This is a genomic window from Sphingomonas lycopersici, from assembly GCF_026130605.1.
Lineage (GTDB): Bacteria > Pseudomonadota > Alphaproteobacteria > Sphingomonadales > Sphingomonadaceae > Sphingomonas > Sphingomonas lycopersici.
This window is the reverse complement of sequence record NZ_JANFAU010000005.1, coordinates 133,733-155,923: the sequence shown is the minus strand read 5'-3', so window position 1 is coordinate 155,923 and position 22,191 is coordinate 133,733. Positions and strand designations below refer to the sequence as shown.

13 protein-coding genes are annotated in these 22,191 nt (G+C 65.6%); 8 read left to right on the top strand and 5 right to left on the bottom strand.

What is annotated here, in order from left to right; genetic code table 11:
• Position 1: 1 nt before the first annotated feature.
• Positions 2-2,122, bottom strand: coding sequence for a S9 family peptidase (locus NED98_RS12295; RefSeq protein ID WP_265313215.1), 2,121 nt, complete (start codon positions 2,120-2,122; stop codon positions 2-4).
• A gap of 384 nt (positions 2,123-2,506) precedes the next feature.
• Between NED98_RS12295 and NED98_RS12290 the strand changes: the two genes are divergently transcribed.
• From NED98_RS12290 to NED98_RS12265, 6 genes are all read left to right on the top strand, one after another.
• Complete coding sequence (locus NED98_RS12290; protein WP_265268555.1) at positions 2,507-3,517, top strand: dipeptide epimerase; 1,011 nt, start codon at positions 2,507-2,509, stop codon at positions 3,515-3,517.
• Complete coding sequence (locus NED98_RS12285; RefSeq protein ID WP_265313214.1) at positions 3,514-4,809, top strand: peptide MFS transporter; 1,296 nt, start codon at positions 3,514-3,516, stop codon at positions 4,807-4,809. The genes NED98_RS12290 and NED98_RS12285 overlap by 4 nt, the downstream gene beginning before the upstream one ends.
• A gap of 60 nt (positions 4,810-4,869) precedes the next feature.
• On the top strand, positions 4,870-5,913 hold the full coding sequence (locus NED98_RS12280; protein ID WP_265313213.1) for an N-acetyltransferase DgcN family protein: 1,044 nt from the start codon (positions 4,870-4,872) through the stop codon (positions 5,911-5,913).
• Between the two features lie 16 nt (positions 5,914-5,929).
• A complete protein-coding gene (locus tag NED98_RS12275; protein WP_265313212.1) occupies positions 5,930-7,504 on the top strand; it encodes a serine hydrolase in 1,575 nt (524 codons plus the stop codon).
• A 36-nt stretch (positions 7,505-7,540) separates the two neighbouring features.
• A complete protein-coding gene (locus tag NED98_RS12270; RefSeq protein WP_265313211.1) occupies positions 7,541-9,184 on the top strand; it encodes an N-acyl-D-amino-acid deacylase family protein in 1,644 nt (547 codons plus the stop codon).
• A 184-nt stretch (positions 9,185-9,368) separates the two neighbouring features.
• Entirely contained in the window at positions 9,369-10,757 is a 1,389-nt protein-coding gene (locus tag NED98_RS12265; protein WP_265313210.1) for a serine hydrolase domain-containing protein, read from the top strand.
• A gap of 268 nt (positions 10,758-11,025) precedes the next feature.
• Here the strand turns inward: NED98_RS12265 and NED98_RS12260 are convergent, their stop codons facing one another.
• Both NED98_RS12260 and NED98_RS12255 read right to left on the bottom strand, forming a co-directional pair.
• Entirely contained in the window at positions 11,026-12,915 is a 1,890-nt protein-coding gene (locus tag NED98_RS12260) for a serine hydrolase domain-containing protein (RefSeq protein ID WP_265313209.1), read from the bottom strand.
• 128 nt (positions 12,916-13,043) lie between these two features.
• Positions 13,044-14,102, bottom strand: coding sequence for an alpha/beta fold hydrolase (locus NED98_RS12255; RefSeq protein WP_265313208.1), 1,059 nt, complete (start codon positions 14,100-14,102; stop codon positions 13,044-13,046).
• 376 nt (positions 14,103-14,478) lie between these two features.
• Here NED98_RS12255 and NED98_RS12250 point away from each other — a divergent pair, with 376 nt between their 5' ends.
• On the top strand, positions 14,479-17,196 hold the full coding sequence (locus tag NED98_RS12250; protein WP_265313207.1) for a TonB-dependent receptor plug domain-containing protein: 2,718 nt from the start codon (positions 14,479-14,481) through the stop codon (positions 17,194-17,196).
• Between the two features lie 322 nt (positions 17,197-17,518).
• Here the strand turns inward: NED98_RS12250 and NED98_RS12245 are convergent, their stop codons facing one another.
• Both NED98_RS12245 and NED98_RS12240 read right to left on the bottom strand, forming a co-directional pair.
• The gene (locus NED98_RS12245) at positions 17,519-18,640 is read right to left on the bottom strand and encodes a YkvI family membrane protein (protein ID WP_265313206.1); all 1,122 of its coding nucleotides are present in this window, start codon (positions 18,638-18,640) and stop codon (positions 17,519-17,521) included.
• Between the two features lie 389 nt (positions 18,641-19,029).
• On the bottom strand, positions 19,030-19,704 hold the full coding sequence (locus NED98_RS12240) for a helix-turn-helix domain-containing protein (RefSeq protein WP_265313205.1): 675 nt from the start codon (positions 19,702-19,704) through the stop codon (positions 19,030-19,032).
• Positions 19,705-19,830: 126 nt separating this feature from the next.
• Here NED98_RS12240 and NED98_RS12235 point away from each other — a divergent pair, with 126 nt between their 5' ends.
• Complete coding sequence (locus tag NED98_RS12235) at positions 19,831-22,191, top strand: serine hydrolase (protein ID WP_265313204.1); 2,361 nt, start codon at positions 19,831-19,833, stop codon at positions 22,189-22,191.

Below are 22,191 nucleotides of genomic sequence, written 5' to 3'. Positions count from 1 at the left end.
CTTATTCACTCCCTTGTTTGGCGGATTGCGGCTTCAGATGCGCGTCGAGGAAGCGCACCATCGCGCGATCGGCGCGCAGCCAGGTGTCGTGGCGCAGGAAGCCGTGGATCTCGTTGGGGAAGATCAGCTCCTCGAACGGCGCGTTCTGCGCCGCCAGCCGCCGCGCGAGATCGACCGTCTGGTTGAACGGCACGTTGCGATCGTCGTCGCCGTGGATCAGCAGCACCGGCGAGCGCCAGCCGGGCAGCGCCGCCTCGGGCGAGCTGTCGAACGCGGTGCGCAGCGCCTCGGCGTGGTCGCCCTGTTCGTAGCGTTTCGGCGCGGCGAACCCGAACATCGACCAGTCGTGGACGCCGTGGAAATCGACCCCGGCCTTGAAGATGTCGCTGTTGCGCGCCAGCGCATGTGCGGTGAGCAGCCCGCCATAGGAGCCGCCCCAGATCCCGATCCGTGCCGCGTCCACCGCGGGGAGCGACTGGAGATAGCGTGCGCCCGCGACGACATCCTGATATTCCGCATTGCCCGCCGCGCCGGCCTTCGCCGGATGCTGGAAATCGCGGCCATAGCCGATCCCGAGCCGATAGTTCACCGACAGCACGACATAGCCGCGCGACGCGAGATATTGGTTCATCGCATAGCTGTGGGTGTAATAATCCATATAGGACCAGCCGAGCAGCATCTGGCGCGGCGGCCCGCCGTGGACGAAGATCAGCGCGGGATGCTTGCCCCCGCCGCCCTGCGGGGTGAACAACTGGCCGTGGATCGTGAGGCCGTCGGGCGCGGCGAAGGTAACCGGGGTGGGGACGACCAGCCGGTCCGACGGATAGGATGCGGCGGTCGCGGGCAGCACGCGCCCGCCGCGCCCGTCCGCCTCCGCCAGCGTCACGCGTGGCGGCTCGTTCGTCGTTGCGGCGATATAGGCGAGCTTGCCGCCGGCGAGCGGGGTCGGCGTCCATTCGAGCCCCTTGCCGCCGCTCAGCGCGACCGGCGCCGCCCGATCGACCGGGACGCGATAGAGGTGGCGGCGATCGATATCCCCCGCCGCGCCGCCGGTATTGGCGCTGTAGAGCAGGCTCGCGCGATCGGGCGCCATCGTGACATGTTCGACGATGAACTCGCCCGGGGTCAGCAGCACCGGCTCGCCGCCGGTCGCGGCGAGCGAGTAGAGATGCGCCCAGCCGTCCATTTCGGCGCGGAAGGTCAGCCGGTCGCCCGCGCCCCATTTGAGATACAGCCCGCCCGGCACCTGCGGATAGGAGCCGCGCAACGTATTCGGGCTTTGCCACACGCGCTTCGCGGTGCTGCCGTCGGCGGCGGCGACCCATAAGGAGAAGGGGTTGGGCTTGGCGACGAGCGGCGATTCGAGGATGCTCACATCCCCCGCGCGCCGCGCGAAGGCGATGCTTTTCCCGTCGGGCGACCAGGTGGGGGAATCGTCGATCGCGGTCGCCGGCGCGAGCCACACGATCGGCCGGTCGGGGCCGTCATAGACGCCGATGAAGCTGTGATCGCCGCGATCCGACACGAAGGCGAGGCGCTTGCCGTCGGGCGACCAGGCGATCTCCTCGATCTTCCCGCGATCGTAGAACAGCTTCTGCGGCTTGTCCGTGCCGTCCGCGCCGACCGTCCACACCTGATTGTCGCGCAGAAAGGCGATCCGCCCCGACGCCGACACCTTCGGCCCTTCGCCGTCGGCGACCTTGACCGGCGCGCCGCCGTCGACCGACGCCCAGATCTCGATCGACGGCTGGGTGACGACCGAAGCCGGGTTGGCGGCGGGAAGCCCGTCCGCAAAAGGATTATGCTCGACCGCGCCGTGCGTCCACGCCAGCACGCGTCCGTCGGGCGAGAAAGCGAGATCGGACAATTCCTGCCCGTCGTCGTCGGTGCCGTTGGTCAGCCGCCGCGGGCGGTAATCGGGCGCGGTCGCATACCAGATGTTGCGGCGCCCCTGATGCAATTCGGTCCAGGCGATGCGATCCGCGGCGGTCGGCGCGGCCAGTTCCCCGACGAACGTATAGGAGAGAAACGCTTCGAGCGGGGCCGGCGACTGCGCGAGCACCGGAACCGTGATCGACAGTCCCGCGACGGCCGCGAGCATCAACGAGCGCTTCAACTTCATGCGACTTATCCCCTCTTCATTCCGCCGGGGCGGACCCGGAATCGAAAAGCTGGCTCGACTCAACGGGTCGATTGTCCGATGGGAACGCTATTGTCCTGATTGAGACTCGTCAATCGCAGATCAGGACAAGGGGGAGGGCGGCCACATCTCCGTTACCCCGGCTCAAGGCCGGGTGACGGTGGGGTAAAGGGGACGGACCTTTGGAATGTCGTCCGTCCCGCGACTTGCAAAATTTTCCGAACAGGCTTGAAAAGTCCTGATAGGGCAAATAGTGCCCGATCATCTGAAGGAGAGGGTGCTCGCGCCCGGGGGCAAGGCCGGCGATATGCGGCCGCGCTCCCCCGAACGTCGCTCCTCCGCAACACCGCAACGGGAGTGTTCCGCATGGCCAAATTGTCGCTGGATGTTCAGGTCGAGCGCCTGCCCTACAAGGCCGCCTTCCGCATCTCGGGCTATGTGTTCGACGGCGTGAATTGCGTCATCGCGACGTTGAGCGACGGCACGTATCGCGGCCGCGGCGAGGCCAATGGCATCTATTATATGGGCGACGACGTGCCGCATATGCTCGCCGCGCTGGAGCATGCGCGCGCCGATATCGAGGCCGGGGCGGATCGCGCCGCGCTGCGCGAGATCATGCCGGCGGGCGGCGCGCGCAATGCGGTCGATGCCGCCTTGTGGGAATTGGAGGCGCAGCGCAGCGGGCTTCCGGTGTGGAAGCTCGCCGGGCTGCCCGAGGCGAAACCGGTGGTCACCACCTTCACGCTCGGCGCCGACGATCCCGCGCTGATGGCGGCGAGCGCGGTCGCGTTCGGCCCGGTCAAGGCGATCAAGATCAAGCTGACCGGCGATCTCGATCTCGATATCGCGCGCGTCCGGGCGGTTCGCGCCGCGCGGCCCGACGTGTGGCTGGGGGTGGACGGCAATCAGGGGTTCAAGATCGCCGATCTCGATGCGCTCGCGGCGGCGATGGTCACCGAAAAGGTGTCGCTGATCGAACAGCCGCTCGCGCGCGGGCGTGAGGCGGATCTCGACGGCTATCGCTCGCCGGTCCCGATCGCGGCCGACGAAAGCGCGCTGACCCTGGCCGACGTGCCGGGACTGGAGGGGCGTTTCCAGGTCGTCAACATCAAGCTCGACAAGTGCGGCGGGCTGACCGAGGGGCTGATGATCGCCCGCGCCGCGCGCGACATCGGGCTCGACGTGATGGTCGGCAATATGGGCGGGTCCTCGCTCAGCATGGCGCCGAGCCTCGTGCTCGGCCAGCTTTGCGATATCTGCGATCTCGACGGGCCGATCTTCCTCAAGGAGGATCGCAATCCGGGGATCGTCTATCAGGACGGCACCGCCTGGTGCGACGAGCGGGTGTGGGGCGCGGAGTCACGGGTCGCCGCATGACCGAGATGCGGCAGGCGGGTGAGGGGGAGGCGACGTGGTTCGGTCAGCCGCGCGGGCTGACGATCCTGTTCCTCACCAACATGTGGGAGCAATTCTCCTATTTCGGCATGCGCGCGCTGCTGGTCTATTACATGACCCGGCAGTTGCTGTTCACCCAGCCGCATTCCTCCTTCGTCTACGGCGCCTATACCGCCTGCGCCTATTTCACCCCGATCGTCGGCGGGGTGATCGCGGATCGCTATCTGGGCAAACGGCGCGCGGTGATCATCGGTGCGAGCATCATGGCGCTCGGCCATTTCCTGATGGCGTTCGAGGCGATGTTCTACATCGCGCTCGCGACGATCGCGCTGGGCAACGGCTTCTTCCTGCCCAGCCTGCCGAGCCAGATCAACGGCCTCTACCGCGGGGACGATCCGCGGCGCGGCTGGGCCTATAATGTCTATTATGTCGGCATCAACATCGGCGGGTTTCTCGCGCCATTGATCTGCGGCACGCTCGGCGAGCTTTACGGCTGGCATTACGGCTTCGGCGCGGCCGGCGTCGGGATGCTCGCCGGGTTGCTGATCTATCTCGGCGGGCAGCAATATCTGCCTGCGGATGTTCGCGCGAAAGACGCGGCGCCCGCCCCGGTCGATGAAAGCGGACCCTCGGGCCGTCGATTGGTCCTGGTGCTCGGCGCGGTCGGGCTCGCGGTCACGGTGTTTCGCGGCGCTTACGAACAGGTCGGCAATACCGTTGCCTTGTGGGCGGAAAGCGGCGTCGATCGCCGGCTGGGCGGTCTGTCGATCCCGATGACCTGGTTTCAATCGCTCAATCCGTTGCTGGTCATGCTGCTGACCCCGATCCTGCTCGCGGTGTGGCGGCGTCGCGCGGCGGCTGGATATGATGCCCCGCCGGCGCGGCGGATGGCGCTTGGCGCGCTGATCGTCGGCGGCGCCTATTTCCTGCTCGCGGCGGTGACGTGGTTCGCGGGGGACATGAAGGCGAGCTGGCTGTGGCTCGCGCTGTTCTTCCTGATCTTCACGATCGGCGAATTGTTCGTGCTGCCGATCGGTCTCGGTCTCTTCGCCCGCCTAGCCCCCCCCAAGCTGGGGGCGACCACCGTCGCCGCCTGGTATCTTGCGATCTTCAGCGGCAGCCTGTTCGCCGGATTGGTCGGCGGGCTGTGGAGCCTGCTCGATCGCAGCAGCTATTTCACCCTGCTCGCGGTGATCGCGACGGTGGCGGCGGGGCTGCTCCGGCTGCTCGATCAGCCGATCCGACGTATCGATTTGTCTCAATCAGAAAATTGAGTTGAAATTTTTCTAATTAGGATCATGATGCCTGTATAGAGCATCACTCGGATAAGGAATATGACGATTCTACACCAGGCCATCACCGCTGGCGCGCTGTCGCTGCCGCAGCCTTATTTGCTGTTTCTGGGAGATGCGGCCGAGCGTGGTTATGCCAAGACCGCGCTGGGCCTGGCCGATTGGGCGGGGGATCGCTGCGTGGGCGAATTCGTCCTGCCGGAATGCGCCGTCACCACCGGCCTCGCCCGGATGACGCCTGCCGAGGCTCACGCGCGCGGTGCGCGATCGTTGCTGATCGGGGTCGCCAATATCGGCGGGGTCATCCCCGAGCGCTGGCTCGGCGCGCTGGTCGAGGCGCTCGAAGCGGGGCTCGATCTGGTCAGCGGGCTCCACGAGCGGCTGAGCGATATCCCGGTGCTGGCGAAGGAAGCCGCGCGGCTCGGCCGCCAGCTGATCGACGTGCGCAGCCCGCCGCCGGGCATCCCGACCGGCTCGGGGCGCAAGCGCAGCGGCAAGCGGCTGCTGACGGTCGGCACCGATTGCGCGCTCGGCAAGAAATATACCGCGCTCGCGCTCGCCGAGGGGATCAAGGCGCGCGGTGTCGCCGCCGATTTCCGCGCGAGCGGCCAGACCGGGATCATGATCGCCGGCGCGGGCATGCCGATGGATGCGGTGGTGTCCGATTTCCTCGCCGGTGCGGCCGAATTGCTCAGCCCCGATGCGGCGGACGATCATTGGGACGTGATCGAGGGGCAGGGCTCGCTGTTCCACCCGGCCTATGCCGCGGTGTCGCTCGGCCTGCTCCACGGCAGCCAACCCGATGTGTTCGTCGTCTGCCATTTGCCGGGGCGCGAGACGATCATGGGGATGCCGCAATTCCCTATTCCTTCGATCCGTGCGGTGATCGATCAGACGATCGCGCTTGGCAGCCTGACCAATCCGGCGATCCGCTGCGCCGGGATCAGCCTCAACACCGCTGCGCTGGATGCCGCCGCGGCCGAGGCCGAGATTGCCGCGCTCGCAAACGCTTATGGCCTGCCCGTGGCCGATCCGGTGCGCGGCGGACCGGCGCTGGAGCGGCTGATCGATTCCTGCCTGGCATAACAACGGGACAGCTCGCATGAAGCGCATCCTCACCGCCGTTATCCTCGCCTCGGTCGCGTTTCCGGTCGCGGCGCTCGCGGCGCCGCCCGAGGGGTTCGAGGCGCGGGTCGAGGCGCTGCGCCGTGCGACCGGGGTGCCCGGCATGGGCGTGGCGATCGTCGAAAACGGCGCGCCGGTGCTGGTGAAGGGCTTCGGTGAGAAGCGGATCGGGTCGGGTGAGGCGGTCACCGCGCACACGATCTTCCCGACCGGGTCGACCGGGAAGGCATTCACCGCGGCGGCGCTCGCCTTGCTGGTCGATCAGGGCAAGATCGGCTGGGACGATCGCGTGATCGATCATCTCCCCGATTTCCGCATGTGGGACGCCTGGGTCACGCGCGAGATCACGATCCGCGATCTGCTGGTGCATCGTTCCGGGCTCGGGCTCGGCGCGGGCGATCTGCTGTTCGTGCCGCGCAGCCAATTGTCACGCGCGGAGACGGTGCGGCGGCTGCGCTACCTCAAGCCGGTGACGAGTTTCCGCAGCGCTTATGCCTATGACAATGTGCTCTATATGGTCGCGGGTCAGCTGATCGAGGCGGTGAGCGGCCAGCGCTGGGAGGATTTCGTTCGCGAGCATGTGCTCCGCGCCGCGGGGATGCGCGATTCAGTCACCGACGACAATGATCGCTTCGCCAGCGCCGACCGCGCCCAACCGCATGCGCGGATGAACGGTGGGCTGCGCGGGGTGGGCGATCAGGAAGCGCTCGACGAGCGTGACGGGCTCGGGCGCAATGCCGCTCCGGCGGGTGGGTTGGCGGTGAGCCCGGCGGATATGGCGACCTGGCTCCAGATCCAGCTTGCGCACGGCAAATTGCCGCAGGGCGGGCAACTCTTCAGCCCGGCGCAAGGCGCCGAGATGTGGAAGCCGGTGACGCCGATGCCGATCGGCGAGGAGCCCGAGGCGCTGAAGCTCACCCAGCCCAATTTCCTTAATTATGCTTTGGGCTGGACGGTGAGCGACTATCGCGGGGCGCGGATCATCCAGCACAGCGGCGCGGTGTTCGGGTTCCAGACGATCGTCGTGCTGGTCCCCGAAAAGAATGTCGGCTTCGCGATCGAGATCAACAGCGAGGACGGCGAGATCCTGCGCGGGTTGGCGTATGAATTGCTCGATCATTACCTCGGGCAGCCGGCGAACGACTGGCCGGCGAAATTCGCCGCGGTAAAGCGCCAGCGCGTTGCGGCGGGGCTCGCGGCGTTCAAGGAAAAGGCCGGCAAGCCCGCGAAAAGCGGGCCGTCGCTGCCGCTCACCGGCTATGTCGGCACCTATAACGATCCATGGTACGGCGATATCGCGGTGACCGGGGACCAGCGCGGGCTGCGGATCGATTTCAAATCGACCCCGCGCATGTCGGGGCGGCTCGAGCATTTCCAATATGACAGCTTCGTCACTCGCTTCGACGACAAGACGATCGAGCCGGCCTATGTGACCTTCAACCTCGATGCCGAGGGGAAGATCGCGCGCGTCACGATGAAGGCGGCCTCGCCGATCGCGGATTTCAGCTACGATTATCACGACTTGCTGTTCACGCCGGTAAAGGGGCGCTGAATCGCGCGCCACAATCCAAAGGGAGAGAGGGACGCCATGAGGAAACATTTCGCGCTCGCCGCCGCGCTGCTGATCGGCACCGCGCTGGCCCCTGTGGCGACGCCGGCACCGGCGCAGGCGCCGGCCACCGATTACGACATCGTGATCCGCGGCGGGCGCGTGCTCGACGGCGCGGGCAATCCCTGGGTCTATGCCGATATCGCGATCAAGGACGGCCGCATCGCCAAGATCGGCGTGGTACGCGGCAAGGGACGCGACGAGATCGATGCGCACGGCCGCTATGTGTCGCCCGGCTTTATCGACATGATGGATCAATCGGGCGAGGTGCTGCCGAAATCGGGCGCGGCCGAGAATAAGCTGCGGATGGGGGTTACCACCGTCATCGCCGGCGAGGGCGGCACTCCGGTCGATGCGGCCGAGATCGGCAAATATCTCGACGGGCTTGAGAAGACCGGGATCGCGGTCAATTTCGGGACCTATTACAACGCCGCCCAGCCGCGGATGAAGGTGTTGGGTGACGGTGCGGGCACCCCGACCCCGCAGCAGCTCGAAACGATGAAGGCCGAAACGCTCGTCGCGATGAAGAATGGCGCGTTCGGCGTGTCGACCGCGCTGATCTATCCCCCCAACAGTTTCCAGTCGACCGACGAGGTGGTGGCTTTGGCTTCGGTCGCAGGGAAATGCGGCGGCTTCTACGCCAGCCACATGCGCGACGAGAGCGCGAAACTGATCGAGGCGATCGACGAGGCGATCGCGATCGGCGAGCGCAGCGGCGCCAAGGTCGAGATCTTCCACCTCAAGGCCGCCTATCGCCCGCTGGCGGGCAAATTGATGCCGCAGGCGCTGGCGCGGATCGCCGCGGCGCGCGCGCGCGGGGTCGATATTGCGGCGGACCTTTATCCCTATACCGCCGGCGGCACCGGGCTCGACATCACCGTGCCCAACTGGGTGTTCGCGCAGGGGGCGAAGACCGGGTACGAGCGGCTGCGCGATCCGAAGATCCGCGAACGGCTCAAGCGCGAGGTTGCGGCGGGGTCGCAGCCGGGCTGGTCGAATCTGGTCGAGGCGGCGGGCGGCTGGGATCATGTCGTCCTCGCCAATGCCTATGATCCCAAGATGGACGCCTATCGCGGGCAAAGCCTCGCGGCGATCGGCAAGGCGCTGGGGCGCGATCCCGCCGACGTGGCGTGGGATATCCTGCTCAACGCGCTCCCCAACCGCGCCTATGGCCTCTATTTCATGATGGACGAGCCCGATATCGAGCTCGCGCTGAAAGCGCCGTGGACCAGCATCGGCACCGATGCTGGATCGGCGGCGAAGTTCGGCGAGATGGATGCGCTCGGGCTGCCGCACCCGCGCTCTTACGGCACCTTCCCGCGCATCCTGGGCGACTATGTCCGCAAGCGGCATGTGCTGACGCTGGAGGATGCAGTGCGCAAGATGACCTCATGGCCGGCGCAGCGCATGGGGCTGGCGGATCGCGGCGTGCTGCGCGAAGGGTTGCGCGCCGACATCACGATCTTCGATGCCGATACGGTGGAAGAAGGCAGCAGCTGGGAAAAGCCGCTCGGCGCGCCGAAGGGGATCGACGATGTGATCGTCAACGGCGTCGCGGTGCTCCGCGCCGGCAAGACCACCCCCGCGCGGCCCGGCGTGGCGCTGCGGCATAGCTGTAGCTAGGTGTCGGGCGCCACTTCGTAAATGCCGTCATCCCGGCGCAAGCCGGGATCTCCGGCCGCAGGCGCCCGCCGAGTGCCGCCCCCCACTTCCCGAACATAGTCCTTCATCGTCTCTTCCATATCCGATTGACACAATCGTAGGCGCCTACATAATTGTCGGCAACGACGATTTGAAAGGTTGAGTCATGATCCTGTCGAGACGCTATGTCTTGGGCGGAGGGCTGGCGCTTGCCTGCCTGCCGCGACATGCTTCGGCCGCGCAACCGCTCACGCCTGCGGACTGGCTATCTGGATGGCTCGCTGCGTTCAACGATCCTGGCGGCGCCACTTATCCGGATTTCGTCAGGCGCAACATACCGAACCTCGCCCCCTATCTGGAGGAGGATCTGGGGGTGCGCGAAGCGTCCGGCGGTCTTGTCCTTCTACGCAGCGAGCAGACCGCGCCCCGGGAAATCACCGCCTGGGTTCGCGACCGCAACTGGGATCGCTTCTCCAAGGTCGTGCTGTCGATCGGCGATAACACGATAGATGACCTGTCCTTTACAGGCGCGCCCGCGCCGCCAAGCTTCGCCGTTCGGCGGATGGGTGAAGCCGAGGCGCTGCGCGCGTTGCGCCGGAAATTGCGCGCCGAGGCAGCCGCCGGCCGTTTCTCGGGATCGGTGCTGGTCGCCAAGGGAGATCAGCTTCTCCTGCGCGAGGCCTATGGCGCGCAGGATGCGGGAAATATGCGGGCGGTGATCCCGGCCACCCGCTTCTGTATCGGCTCGGCTGGCAAGATGTTCACGGCGGTTGGCGTGCTCCAGCTCGTGCAGGCCGGCCGGCTGAGCTTGGCTGATACGATCGCGATGCGCCTGCCCAACTATCCGGACACGCCGCTCGCCCGATCGGTGACCGTCCGGCACCTCCTCACGCATACTGGCGGGACCGGCGATTTCTTCGGCCCCGATTACGACATGCATGAATCGGCGCTTCGCACGCCGTCCGACTTCGTCCGGCTGTTCGGCCGGCGCGATCCCCTGTTTCCACCTGGTTCTCGCTGGGGCTACAGCAATTTCGGCTTCATCCTGCTCGGCGCGATCCTCGAGCAAGTGTCTGGTCAGAGCTGGGATGCCTATTTGCAGCAGAACGTCTTTAGCCCCGCCGGTATGACGGCGACCTCGGCCGTCGCGTCCCCGGAAGAGACGGCCGAGCCGCTCAACGGCGCGGCGCAAACGGGGCTGAAACCGTTACCCTATTATGTCGGCCTGCCTGCCGGAGGCGGCTATTCGACGGTGGACGATCTGCATCGCTTTGCGCTGGCGCTTCAGCAGGATACGCTGCTCGATCCGACGCATCGCCGCATACTCACGACCCCGGTGATCCCTGCCGGCAGTGCACGATGGTCGCTCGGTCTGCGCATCGCCATGCGCAACGGCGAACCCTGCTTCGGCCACGGCGGCAGCGCCCCGGGTGTGAACGCCGACTTCGCCGTCTATCCACGCGCCGGGTACGCAATCATCACGCTGTGCAACCGCGGGCACCCCCACGCCTTGAACGTGGCCGAGTTCGTCGGCACCCGATTGCCAATCGCGTAACCCCGGTTTCGTTAAGAACGTCGGCTTCGGGTTCGCCGCACGATCTTGTGAATGGCCATAAGGGGCGCGAGGCGAGATTGTTGGCTCGGTGCGCCCCGAACGGCGGCTTCTATCGCCAGCGGCCGTTCACAGTTTAATGTGCGAGTAGCCGGGTCTGGTCGGGAGCGGCCATTTCCGCCGAATGCGATCACCGGCAGCTATAGCGTTCGATCTACACCAAAACCGCCGTGCGGATTTCTGCCCATAAGCCGCTCTCAAGACCCTATTCTCAATAATTCACCGACATCGCCAGCAGCCCGAACATCCACGCCGTATAGCCGAGCATCAGCAGCGCAAGCAGCAGCGCCACGCTCCACATCCGTCCGAACCAGCCGCGCTTGCGCCGGAACGCCAGCAACAGGTTCCACCCCGCCACAGCGACCCCGCCGAGCAGCACGATGAGGCCGCCGATCTGCAGCAGCCACAGCCACGGATCGTACTTCCCGATCATCTCCATCGCATTGAGGCAGGCCAGCCAGCCGATTACCAGCGCCAGTGCCAGCCCCGCGGCAACGCGCGCGCCACGATAGGCGAGCAGCGCGCGACGCCCGAGTGTCAGCGGCGCGCGATAATGCCGCCGGATCAGCGCCGCGACGGGCCATTGCACGAAAGTAAGCAGCAGCACGCCAAGGCTCGCGATCAGCGCGGGGATGATCCACGCCGCCGAGCGCGACGGCGCGACGCGATCGAACACCGTGAACGGCGAGGCGGAATCGACGCTCCAGCGCACCACCTTGCCGTCGACCAGCTTGGCGGCGAGCCGCTCGTGCCCGCCGACATTGCGCCAGACGAAGGGCGCGATCTCCACCCATTTCATCGGCTTGCCATTGGTGCCGCGCGATACCGGGACGACGAGCCCGCCCTTGTCGTCAACGCTCACCTTCACCTGCCCGAGAAGATTGGGCAGCGCGAACATCGTCGTTTCCGCGCGGCGGCTCTTGATCCAGGTGCCGGTGAGCATCCTGGCATGTTGGGCGGCGGTCTGCGCATCGACGCGGCCGTCGGCGGGGCCGATCGGTGGGAAATAGCGATCGGCGAATTGCTCGAACAATTCATGCCGCACCGCGCCGACCGCCGTATCCTCGCCCCAGGAATTGAGCGAGACGTAGAGCCCGACCTTCTCGTTCATGAACAGATGCAGCGCGGTGTGATAAAGCGTTGTATCGCCGAGATGCCCGATCACCTCGCGCCCGTTGATATTGGTTTCGAAGAAACCGAGTTCCATCCGGTTGAGCGGCGGCAACAGAGTCAGCGGGCTATCGTGCATCATCCGTGCGGTGGCCGGCCGCATCAGCCCGGCGCCGTCGTCGAGATGCGCGATCATGAAGCGCGCCATATCCGCCCCGGAGGAGGTCAGCGCCCCCGCGGGCACCGTCGGCAGATATTCGAACTTCCCCGATTTCCCCGAAGCGAGTTTGTATCCCGACGCCAGCAGCGGCGCGAGCGCCTTGGGCAGCGGCTGACGGAAGGTCGAATGGCTCATCCCGAGCGGGTGGAAGATATGGCGCTCGACATAATCGTCATACGGCGTTTTGCTGACGCGCTCGACGATATAACCGGCGAGCGTGGTGCCGTAATTGGAATAGGCCGGGGTCGTGCCCGGGGCGTAGATCCTGCGCGGCAGCTGCGTCTTGACGAACTGGCCGAGCGGCATGAACGCGGTCGGATCGGTGAACATCACATATTTGGCATGTTCCTCGAACCCCGCGGTATGCGTCATCAGCTGGCGCATCGTGATCGGTTTGCCGTCTTTCGGCGGGATCGTGAAATCGAGATAGGTGTTCACGTCGGCATCGAGATCGATCCGACCGGCCTCGACCTGCTGCATCACCGCCGTCCAGGTGAACAGCTTCGAGACCGAGCCGTTGCGGAACAGGGTGCGCGCCGGATCGACCGGCGTGCGCTTCGCGACATCGGCATAGCCGAACCCGCGCTGGGTGAGGATCTTCCCGTCCCTGACCACCACGACCACCGCGCCCGCGATATCGCCGCGCTTGAGCGCATAGGGCATATAGCCATCGAGCCAGGCGTCGGCATCCTGTCGGGTCAACGGTCGGGCGGCGGGGGCGCTGGCGCTGGCGGCGGTCGGTTCTGCGAGCGCATCGCCCGCGCCGAGCAACAGCAGCGCCGCGATGAAACTCCCTGATCGTGTCTTTATCGTCGTGCCGGCCTTTCTTGTGCTCCCGCGAAGGCGGGAGCCCAGACCGGGTCCCCGCCTTCGCGGGGACACAAGGAGGGGCGACGGGCTCACTTGGCGTGGCCCGCGGCCTGATCGGCGCGCACCGCCGCGATCATGTCGCGCACAGCGACGACCACCGTGTCGGGATAGTCGACCTGAATATAATGGCCGGAATCGGGGGCGATCCGCTGCTCGCCGCGGGTCGACCATTGCGTCATCTCGCTATGCAAGCCCCGCCACAATTGCTTGAGGCGTACGCCGTCCTGTGGCTGGAGCCCCAACATCTTGAGCTGCGTCGGCGTATAGGGCGCCATTGCGGTCAGCACGATCAACGGGCGGTTGCCGAAATTGTGGCTGGCGCGCGCCTCGTCGAGCGTCCGGTCGAAGCCGTCGAGTTCGTTCAGCGATCCGTCGATCGAATGGCTGCTATAGGCGGCAGTCTCGGCATTGGCGCGCGCGGGCAGTTTCGGCGATCCGCTGCCGAGCGCGACGACCAGCCGAGGTACGCCCATCCACGACAGCTTCGCCGCCGCGCGCACTATGCCGATCTGGCTACGCGGATTGAGATCGGCCTTCACCGTCGCATTCATCCGCGAGACCTGATCGGGATGGCTGGGGTCTACCAGCACGAGCCCGGCGACCTGATCGCCATATTTGGCGGTGTAGATCGTCGCATAGGGCCCGCCAACCGAGTGCCCGACCAGCACGATCGGGCCGGCGATGCCGGCGCGGTTCAGCAGGACGTGCAGATCGTCCGCTACCGCCGCGCCGTCCTGCGGGGTGGATTTGGCATCGCTCCACATGATCCCGGCGCGATCGTAAGCACAGGCGCGCGTGAAGCGGGCGATCCTGTCGTGCACCAGCCGCCAGTCGGTCGAGCCCCCCGAACCAAGCCCGGATTCGAACACGACGATGGGAGAGCCCGCGCCGCGGCAATCGAGGTGCATGTTGCGCCCACCGACATCGACCAGCTTGCCCGGCGGCGGATAGGAGCTTTTGGCATTGATGCGGCTAATCGCTTCATAAGTAGTGCCGGCTACGACGGTCAGCGCGAGCAGGCCGGCGGCGCCTTTCGCGATCCGCTTGGTCCAGCGCCAGTTCTTTTTGGGAGTGTCGTTAGTCGGCATGAAGCGCGCGCTCCTCTCCTGATCGGGCGGGCTTATGCCGGTCGGTCCTAAAGTTTTCAATATGTGAAAATTCTCTGACCAGGATTCATCGCGCCCGGATTGTTGGCCTATTCAAGGTTTGGTGGAATATAACGTATATATTACAGATAATTATGTGGAAATTCCGGCGACTTCGGTTCGGAGTGGGCGGGCCGTTTCAGCGCGATTTTCATTTCCCGAGACGGGCATATAATCCGTATTGGGATTGCATTTTCTGATAAGGCGTGCTCAATCGCGATCGGACTGCTCCTGCCGAGATGGCGAGCGGGAGCGGGGAGGGGCGTCACCGGGAAAACCGCCGCTGCGGCGCCAATTTAGAAACGACGAGGGGAGATTCATGACAGCCAAGCGCACATTCTGGTCGGCAGGCACCGCTCTGGCGGTGGTGTTGGGGTCGACCCCCGCGCTCGCGCAAACCGCGCCGGGCGCGCGCGATGTCGCCGCCGATCGCACCGCATCGGATTCGAACCAGGATGTGGTCGTCACCGGATCGCGCATTCAGCGGCTCGGCTTCGATGCGCCGACCCCGACGACGGTTATCAGCGAGACCGAATTGCGCATCGGCAATCGCCCGAGCATCGCCGGGGTGCTGAACGACATGCCGCAATTCCGCGCGACGCTCACCCCGGCCACCACCACCGGCAATACGACCAGCGGCACCTCGACCGCCGATTTGCGCGGGCTGGGGGCGTTACGGACACTGACGCTGCTCGACGGGCACCGGTTCAACGGCAGCGCCGATCTCAACACGGTGCCGCAAAGCCTGATCAAGCGCGTTGACGTCGTCACCGGCGGTGCCTCGGCAGCGTGGGGCTCGGGCGCGGTCGCGGGGGTGGTCAACATCATCCTCGACGATGAGATGAAGGGGATCCGGCTCGGCGCGCAGACCGGGATTTCGACCCGCGGCGACGGCGAGCGCTATAGCTTCGACGGCGCCTGGGGTACCGACTTCGCCGGCGGGCGCGGCCATTTCATGGTCGGCGGCGATTATACCGACGACAAGGGCATCTTCGGCCGCAAGAGCAGGCCCAATCTGGAAGCGGGGGTATTCCAGCGCGCCGACGGGCAGCTCATTCGCGCGCAGGACGTCAATTATACGATCCTCAACCGCGGTGGCTCGATCCTCAGCCTCACCGGCGCGCCGCGCAATCTGGTGTTCAATCCAGACGGCACCGTCGGGCCGCTGCCGCTCGGCAGCCAGACCGCCGGGCAGTTCACCGTCGGCGGCAATGGACAGAATATCTACGATTATGTCGCGGTCTCGTCGCCCTACAAGCGCACCAACGTCTTCGCGCGCGCGACCTATGATCTGACCGACTCGCTCAAATTATGGGCGAACGGCAGCTTCAACCGGATGACCGGCGATTACGGTTTCTTCCCCGAAACCCCGCTCGCGGTGATCATGCCGGACAATGCCTTCCTCACCCCCGCTGCGCGCGCGCAATTGGCCGCGAACGGGGTGACGGGGCCGTTCGTTCTCGGCCGCATCCTTGACGATGTCGGCCCGAAGAAGATCCTGAACTTCAAGTATAGCCGCCGCAATCTGGAGGGCGCGATCGGGCTGAAGGGCAAGATCGGCGACCATTGGGGCTATGACGTTTATTACGATCACGGCGAGTCGCGGATCGATCAGTCGCTCTACAATCAGCGCATCACCAGCCGCTTCAACAACGGCGTCGATTCGGTGCTGGTCAACGGCAAGGCGGTGTGCCGCATCAACGCCGACGCCAACCCGGCCAACGACGATCCCGCCTGCGTGCCGATCAACCTGCTCGGCAACGGCAATATCTCGCCCCAGGCGCTCGCTTACGCCTTTGGCGGCAATCACTTCATCTATACCAACAAGCTCGACGCGGCGGGCGCCAGCGTTCACGGCCAGCCTTTCTCCACCCCGGCCGGCCCGGTCGACATCGCTTTCGGCACCGATTGGCGCTGGGAAAAGATGATCACCAATTTCGTCGACCCGCTGTCGCAGGCCAATGCCTTTGCGACGCTCAATTCGTCCGCGACCAACGGCGCGTTCAGCGTCAAGGAAGCGTTCGGCGAGGTCAACGTGCCGGTGATCAACGTGCCGGACACGATCAAGCTCGAGGTCAACGGCGCGGCGCGTTATTCGGATTACAGCACCAGCGGCGGGATCTGGACGTGGAAGACCGGCGGCACCGCCCGGATCGCCAGCGATCTGTTGCTTCGCGCGGTCTATTCGCGTGACATCCGCTCGCCGAGCATCACCGAATATTTCCTTTCGCGCGCAACCAATATCGGCAACCTGCAGGATCCCTATCAGGGCGCCCCGCAGGCGAATGTCGTCATCTATTCCGGCGGCAATCCCAAGCTGACGCCGGAAACCTCGCATACGCTGACCCTGGGCGGTTCCTATTCGCCGCGCTTCTTCAAGGGGTTCAGCGTGTCGCTCGATTATTATTCGATCGACATCCGCAACGTGATCACCACGGTGACGGCGCAGGACGCGTTGACGCAATGCTATAATGCGTCGCCCAACGACCCGACCTGCGGCGGGATCATCACGCGCAACCCCAATGGCACGATCGGCTCGATGCTGGTCCTATACCGCAACCTCGCGGCCTATAAGACGCGCGGCCTCGATATCGAGGCATCCTATCGCCGCCCGCTCGGCGACGGCATGGTGACGATGCGCGCGGTGGCCAACCATATCTTCGATCTCAATATCAACGGCACCGACGTCGCCGGCATTGTCGGGGGCGATACCGCTTTCTCGACGCCGAAATGGCGCCTGACCGGATCGGTGAGCTATGCCGACGACAATTTCGGGGTCGATCTGCGCGCGCGTTACGTGGGCGGCGGCATCTACAGCACGGTGAAGGGCGGCAACGGGCAGTATATCCTCAACAACGATGTGAGCAGCCGGACTTATGTCGATCTTGGGCTGCAGTTCAAAGTGCAGCAGCAGTTCACCTGGTTCGTCAACATCAACAACATGTTCGACGTCGATCCGCCGCTGACCCCGTACAACAACCCGAATTACGATGTCATCGGTCGCTACTTCTCGACCGGTGTGAAGCTTAAATTCTGAGCGCTCCCTCTTACGCCAGAATTGACTGGGGCGGTGACCATCACGGTCGCCGCCCCTTTTTCTTTGCGGGAAGGGGCATGCGACGGTGCGCCTTATCCACACCGTCATCCCGGCCTTGAGCCGGGATCGATCGTGCCTCAAGCTTTACGGCAGGAGCCGCTTGTTCCGCGCCTGCCTCCCGATCGACCCCGGCTCAAGGCGGGGTGACGGTGGAATGCACGGAGTGAGGAATCCCCACACGAAACCGGCCCGGCATCCGGAATTCGGATGCCGGGCCAGCGTAACCGCAGCGCTGGTCGGCCCGCGAGCGGGCCGCGCTATCTCAGGCGATGCTTTCGTCCGCAATCGGCGCGGCGCGCTTCGGCCGCAGCAACCGCGCGACCCCGATCGTCAGCAGCGGCGCGATGTAGATCAGCAGGATCGCATAGGCCATCATGCGATAGCCGTCCGCGATCAGCGCGACGAGCCCGACATTGGCGGCGATGAACACCGATCCCAGCGTGATCGCACCGGGCACGACGATGCGCAGCGCCGGCGGCGTCTGGCGCCCGCGACGCTCGTTATGCACGTCGAGCCGCGCCATGAACGCCTGGACGAACCCCACGCTGCATTCGAGCAGGGCGAAGAACACCATCCCCTGGAACGCGAAGTGGAACACCGGGATATGGAGCGCCTTCAACGCGAAGTCCGACGGCAGCGGCTCGTGGAGGATATTGGGATAGAAGGGGATCAGGCAGGTGAAGAAGGCGAGCGCGGGGATCATCGCCAGCGGGCCGGAGAGCAGCCCCGCGATCACCGCGTCGCGATCGGATTTCAGATGCCGCAGCACCGGCAGGATCAGTACCGCGCCGATGACATTGTAGGAAGCATAAGTGATCCCCCCGGTCGCCCAGCCGGTGGTCGGGATCGCGCGGCTCAGCCCCGCGCGGATTTCCGGCATGAACGAGGCGAGGCACAGCACGAGGAAGATCGCATAGACCCCGTAAAGCAGCACCGAGACATATTTGAACAAGGTCTCGGCCGCGCCCTGGCCCAATGCGACGACGGTCAGGGTCAGCGCGATCAGCGCCAGCGTGCCGACCAGTTCGGGCAGCCCGAACAGCGAGGCGCCGAGCGCGCCCGCCGCCGATCCGAAGATCGACAGCACCAGCACGAGGAACGCGAAATAGATGACCTCGAACAGGAAATCGAACCGGCCGAGCAGGTTGCGGAAGAAATTGTGATAGTCGGTCGCGCCGATGCGGAACGCGAACAGGAAGGTCAGCGCGCAGACCCCGCTCCACAGCGCGGTCGCGAGCAGCATCCCCTGAAGCCCGCCAACCGGACCCGCCGGCATGAAGAATTCGACCAGCTCGCGACCGGTGGCATAGCCCCCGCCGATCACCACCGCCTTGAAGGCGAGGCCGGGCAGCAAATAGCGATTAAGCGCACTCCAGAACTGCATCCCGCGGCCCTCCCTGCTCGTCATTTTCTTATTGAGACAAATATGTCCTAATTTGAAATTGAGCTGTCGGCAAGAGGGGGAGCGCTGGCGTAGACCGGCATTGGGGTGATCGACGCGCTGCGTTCCATTGCCCCCGTCACCCGGCCTTGAGCCGGGTCCATTGCGCCGTCAGCGTAGGGGTAGTGGTCAAAACATAACGGATGAGTCCGGAAGAAATCCCCACCGTCATGCCGGACTTGACGGTTGAAAAAAGACCGGAACCATCCGTCTGAATCTATCCACTAGACCCTCTTGCCCTGCCTTGCCTCCCGATGGACCCCGGCTCAAGGCCGGGGTGACGGGAGGAAAGCCGACGGTATCCTAAGGACCCAACTAAATATCGATCCGCCCTAGATCGCTTCGATCGGCTTGAGCAGCGGCCTCAACGCCTCGTTGCCGGCCGAGCAGACGCACAGGATTCGGCACGGCGCGTCGCCCGTCGCGACATAAGCGTGCCCCATCATGCCGTCGAAATAGATCGAATCCCCCTTCTCCATCGCGACGGGCGCGTAAAGGTCGCAATGGAAATCGCATTGCCCCTCGAGCACCATCGCATATTCCTCGCCGGGGTGACGCATCAGCTCGCCGAAAGCCTCGATCGACCGCACCTGCACGTCGAGGATCATCGGGTTGAGCGATTTCCGCAGCAGATCGGCGGCGGGATAGATATAGTCATAGGTCGCGGTGCGGATCGACGGGCCGTGATTGGCGCGGGTCACGCTGCGACGCCCGCTGGTCGGCTCGGCCCCCCGCGCGGGAGAAAGCGCGCGTGCAGGCGCGCCGGCGGCGAACAGCCGTGTGATATCGAGATCGAGGCTTTGGCTCAGCCGAAGCAGCTTGCTGTAATTCAACGGCATCTTGCCGGTCTCTACCTTGGACAGGGTTGAGACAGGCAGCCCGGTCAGCCGGCTGACGTCGGCCAGGGTCATTTTCCGCTCGATCCGCAATTGCCGCAGCACCGCGCCCGGATCGACGTCCTCGTCTGGCCACTCGCGCTGTGGTTTGTGGGAATCGGCCGCAGACATTCAAATCCTCCCGGCAATCGGCCCGATCGGCCTGAATGGAAAATAGCGCCGATTTTTTCAATTTTCATCCCATATTGACAAAAATTCAGATTATGAAAATTTCGCGCGCTTGCTGGGGAGATGATGATGCGAACCGACCGATCGCGCGCCAATTGGCTGGCAAGCGCCTTGCTGCTGAGCGTTGCGCCGATCGGCCTCGCCGCGTCGCCGGCGGCGCTGGCTGCGCCTGCCGCATCGGGCGACGTCATAACGCCGCCGCAGGTCGCTGCGGTCGCCGCGCGGGTCGCGGCGGCGGCGCAGGCCGAGGTCGCCGACAAGCAGATACCCTCGATCGCGATCGCGCTGGTCGATCGTTCGGGGGTCGTCTGGCAGCAGGCGTGGGGCGATGCGGGTGCGGCGGACAGCTTGTATCGCGCGGGATCGGTGACCAAGTTGCTCACCGATGTCGCGGTGATGAAGCTGGTCGAGCAGGGCCGGCTCGATCTCGACGCGCCGGTGACGCGCTATCTGCCCGATTTCCATCCGCACAATCCGTTCGGCGCACCGATCACGCTGCGCCAGTTGATGACGCATCGCAGCGGGCTGGTGCGCGAGCCGCCGCGCGGGCATTATTTCGATGCGGCGACGAAGGGCGAGGCCGATACGGTCGCCAGCCTCAACCAGACCACGCTCGTCGCGCGCCCGGGCACGATCACCAAATATTCCAACGCCGGGATCGCGGTGGTCGGCGAGGTGATCGCGCGCGTGATGCGCATGCCCTATGAGCGCGCGATCGGCGAGCTGGTATTGTCGCCGCTGGGGATGAACGCCAGCGGCTTGTCGCGCGCCGCGCTCAAGCATCCGGTCGCGCGCGCGCAAATGGCGTCATTCGACGGCGCGCGTTTCCCCGCGCCGTCGTTCGATCTCGGCACCCCGGCGGCGGGGAGCCTTTATACCAATGGAACCGATCTCGGGCGGTTCGTGCGGATGCTGCTCGACCGCGGCGCGCTGCCCGGCGGCAAGACGCTTCTCCGCGCCGATACGCTGGAGGGGATGTGGCGCGCGCAATATCCCGACGGCAAATACGGGCTCGGTTTCGCGCTCGGCTCGAGCGCGGGCGTGCGCACCGTCGGGCACGGGGGCGCGGTCTATGGTTTCGCCACCGACGTCCGGCTCGCCCCCGAGGCCGGGGTCGGGGTGATCGTGTTCAGCACGGTCGATGCCGGAACGAGCGCGCGACGGCTGGGCGATTTCGCGCTTGCCAGCCTGCTCGCGGCGCAGCGCGGCGGCGATGCCCCCGTTTGGCTGCGCTCGACCGCGATCGGCGGTGAGCGCGCGGCGCGGCTGTCGGGGCGGTTCGTCGACGGCGACGATAGCGTCAATTTGCGGGTCTATCAGGGCGGGCTGGTGCTCGATGCGCCCGAGGCCGCGGGGGAGGTGCGCGAGGCTGGCGGGCGCGTGCTGCTCGACGATGCACAGACCTTCGACGACCGGCTGGCGCTCGATCCCGCCGGGCAATGGGTGGAATTCGCCGGTCGCCGTTACACCCGCGCCGAGTGGCGCAGGCCGCCCCCGCCGGATGCCGAGCTGTCGGCGCTGATCGGCGAATATGGCTTCGATCACAATATCCTGCGCATCTACCAGCGGGACGGCAAACCCTATGTGCGGATCGAATGGACCGACTGGCGCCCGCTCGGCCGCGTCGCGGCCGATGTCTATGCCTTCCCCGCCGATCGCGGCCTCTATCCGCACGAGCAACTACGCTTCGAGCGCGATCGCGACGGCAAGGTCATTGCCGCGATGCTCGGCGATATCCGCTTCCCGCGTCGCGATTTCGGCGCCGAGGCCGAGGCGGCGGTGCGCGCGACGATGCGCAGCGGGATCGCCGACCTCCGCCGCGCCGCGCTGAGCGCGACCCCGCCGGCCGAGCCCCCGACCGCGCGCGCCGCCGATCTGGTCGCGATTCGCCGGATCACCCCGGGCATCCGGCTCGATATCCGCTATGCCACGCCGAACAATTTCACCGGCCATCCGATCTACGAAAGCGCCGGGGCGTTCATGCAGCGCCCCGCGGCGGAGGCGCTCGGTCGGGTGCAGCGCGAATTGGGCGATCAGGGCTTCGGGCTGCTGATCCACGACGCCTATCGCCCGTGGTATGTCACCAAGATCTTCTGGGACGCGACCCCGCCGCAGAACCGGATGTTCGTCGCCGATCCCAGCCAGGGGTCGCGGCACAATCGCGGCGCGGCGGTCGATCTGACGATGATCGATCTCAAGACCGGCACGCCGATCGTGACGACCGGGCGCTACGACGAATTCTCCAGCCGGTCCTATACCGATTATGTCGGGGGGAGCGACGAGCAGCGCTGGCTGCGCGAGGTGCTGCGCCGGGCAATGGAGCGCAACGGCTTCACCGTCTATCCCGAGGAATGGTGGCATTTCGATCTCGACGGCTGGCAGGCCTATCCGATCGGCAACCAGACGTTCGAGCAATTGACGGTGCGTTGA

Coding starts and splice junctions, on each gene's coding strand:
- NED98_RS12295 (WP_265313215.1), bottom strand. CDS start 2,122: ATGAAGTTGAAGCGCTCGTTGATGCTCGCGGCCGTCGCGGGACTGTCG.
- NED98_RS12290 (WP_265268555.1), top strand. CDS start 2,507: ATGGCCAAATTGTCGCTGGATGTTCAGGTCGAGCGCCTGCCCTACAAG.
- NED98_RS12285 (WP_265313214.1), top strand. CDS start 3,514: ATGACCGAGATGCGGCAGGCGGGTGAGGGGGAGGCGACGTGGTTCGGT.
- NED98_RS12280 (WP_265313213.1), top strand. CDS start 4,870: ATGACGATTCTACACCAGGCCATCACCGCTGGCGCGCTGTCGCTGCCG.
- NED98_RS12275 (WP_265313212.1), top strand. CDS start 5,930: ATGAAGCGCATCCTCACCGCCGTTATCCTCGCCTCGGTCGCGTTTCCG.
- NED98_RS12270 (WP_265313211.1), top strand. CDS start 7,541: ATGAGGAAACATTTCGCGCTCGCCGCCGCGCTGCTGATCGGCACCGCG.
- NED98_RS12265 (WP_265313210.1), top strand. CDS start 9,369: ATGATCCTGTCGAGACGCTATGTCTTGGGCGGAGGGCTGGCGCTTGCC.
- NED98_RS12255 (WP_265313208.1), bottom strand. CDS start 14,102: ATGCCGACTAACGACACTCCCAAAAAGAACTGGCGCTGGACCAAGCGG.
- NED98_RS12250 (WP_265313207.1), top strand. CDS start 14,479: ATGACAGCCAAGCGCACATTCTGGTCGGCAGGCACCGCTCTGGCGGTG.
- NED98_RS12245 (WP_265313206.1), bottom strand. CDS start 18,640: ATGCAGTTCTGGAGTGCGCTTAATCGCTATTTGCTGCCCGGCCTCGCC.
- NED98_RS12240 (WP_265313205.1), bottom strand. CDS start 19,704: ATGTCTGCGGCCGATTCCCACAAACCACAGCGCGAGTGGCCAGACGAG.
- NED98_RS12235 (WP_265313204.1), top strand. CDS start 19,831: ATGCGAACCGACCGATCGCGCGCCAATTGGCTGGCAAGCGCCTTGCTG.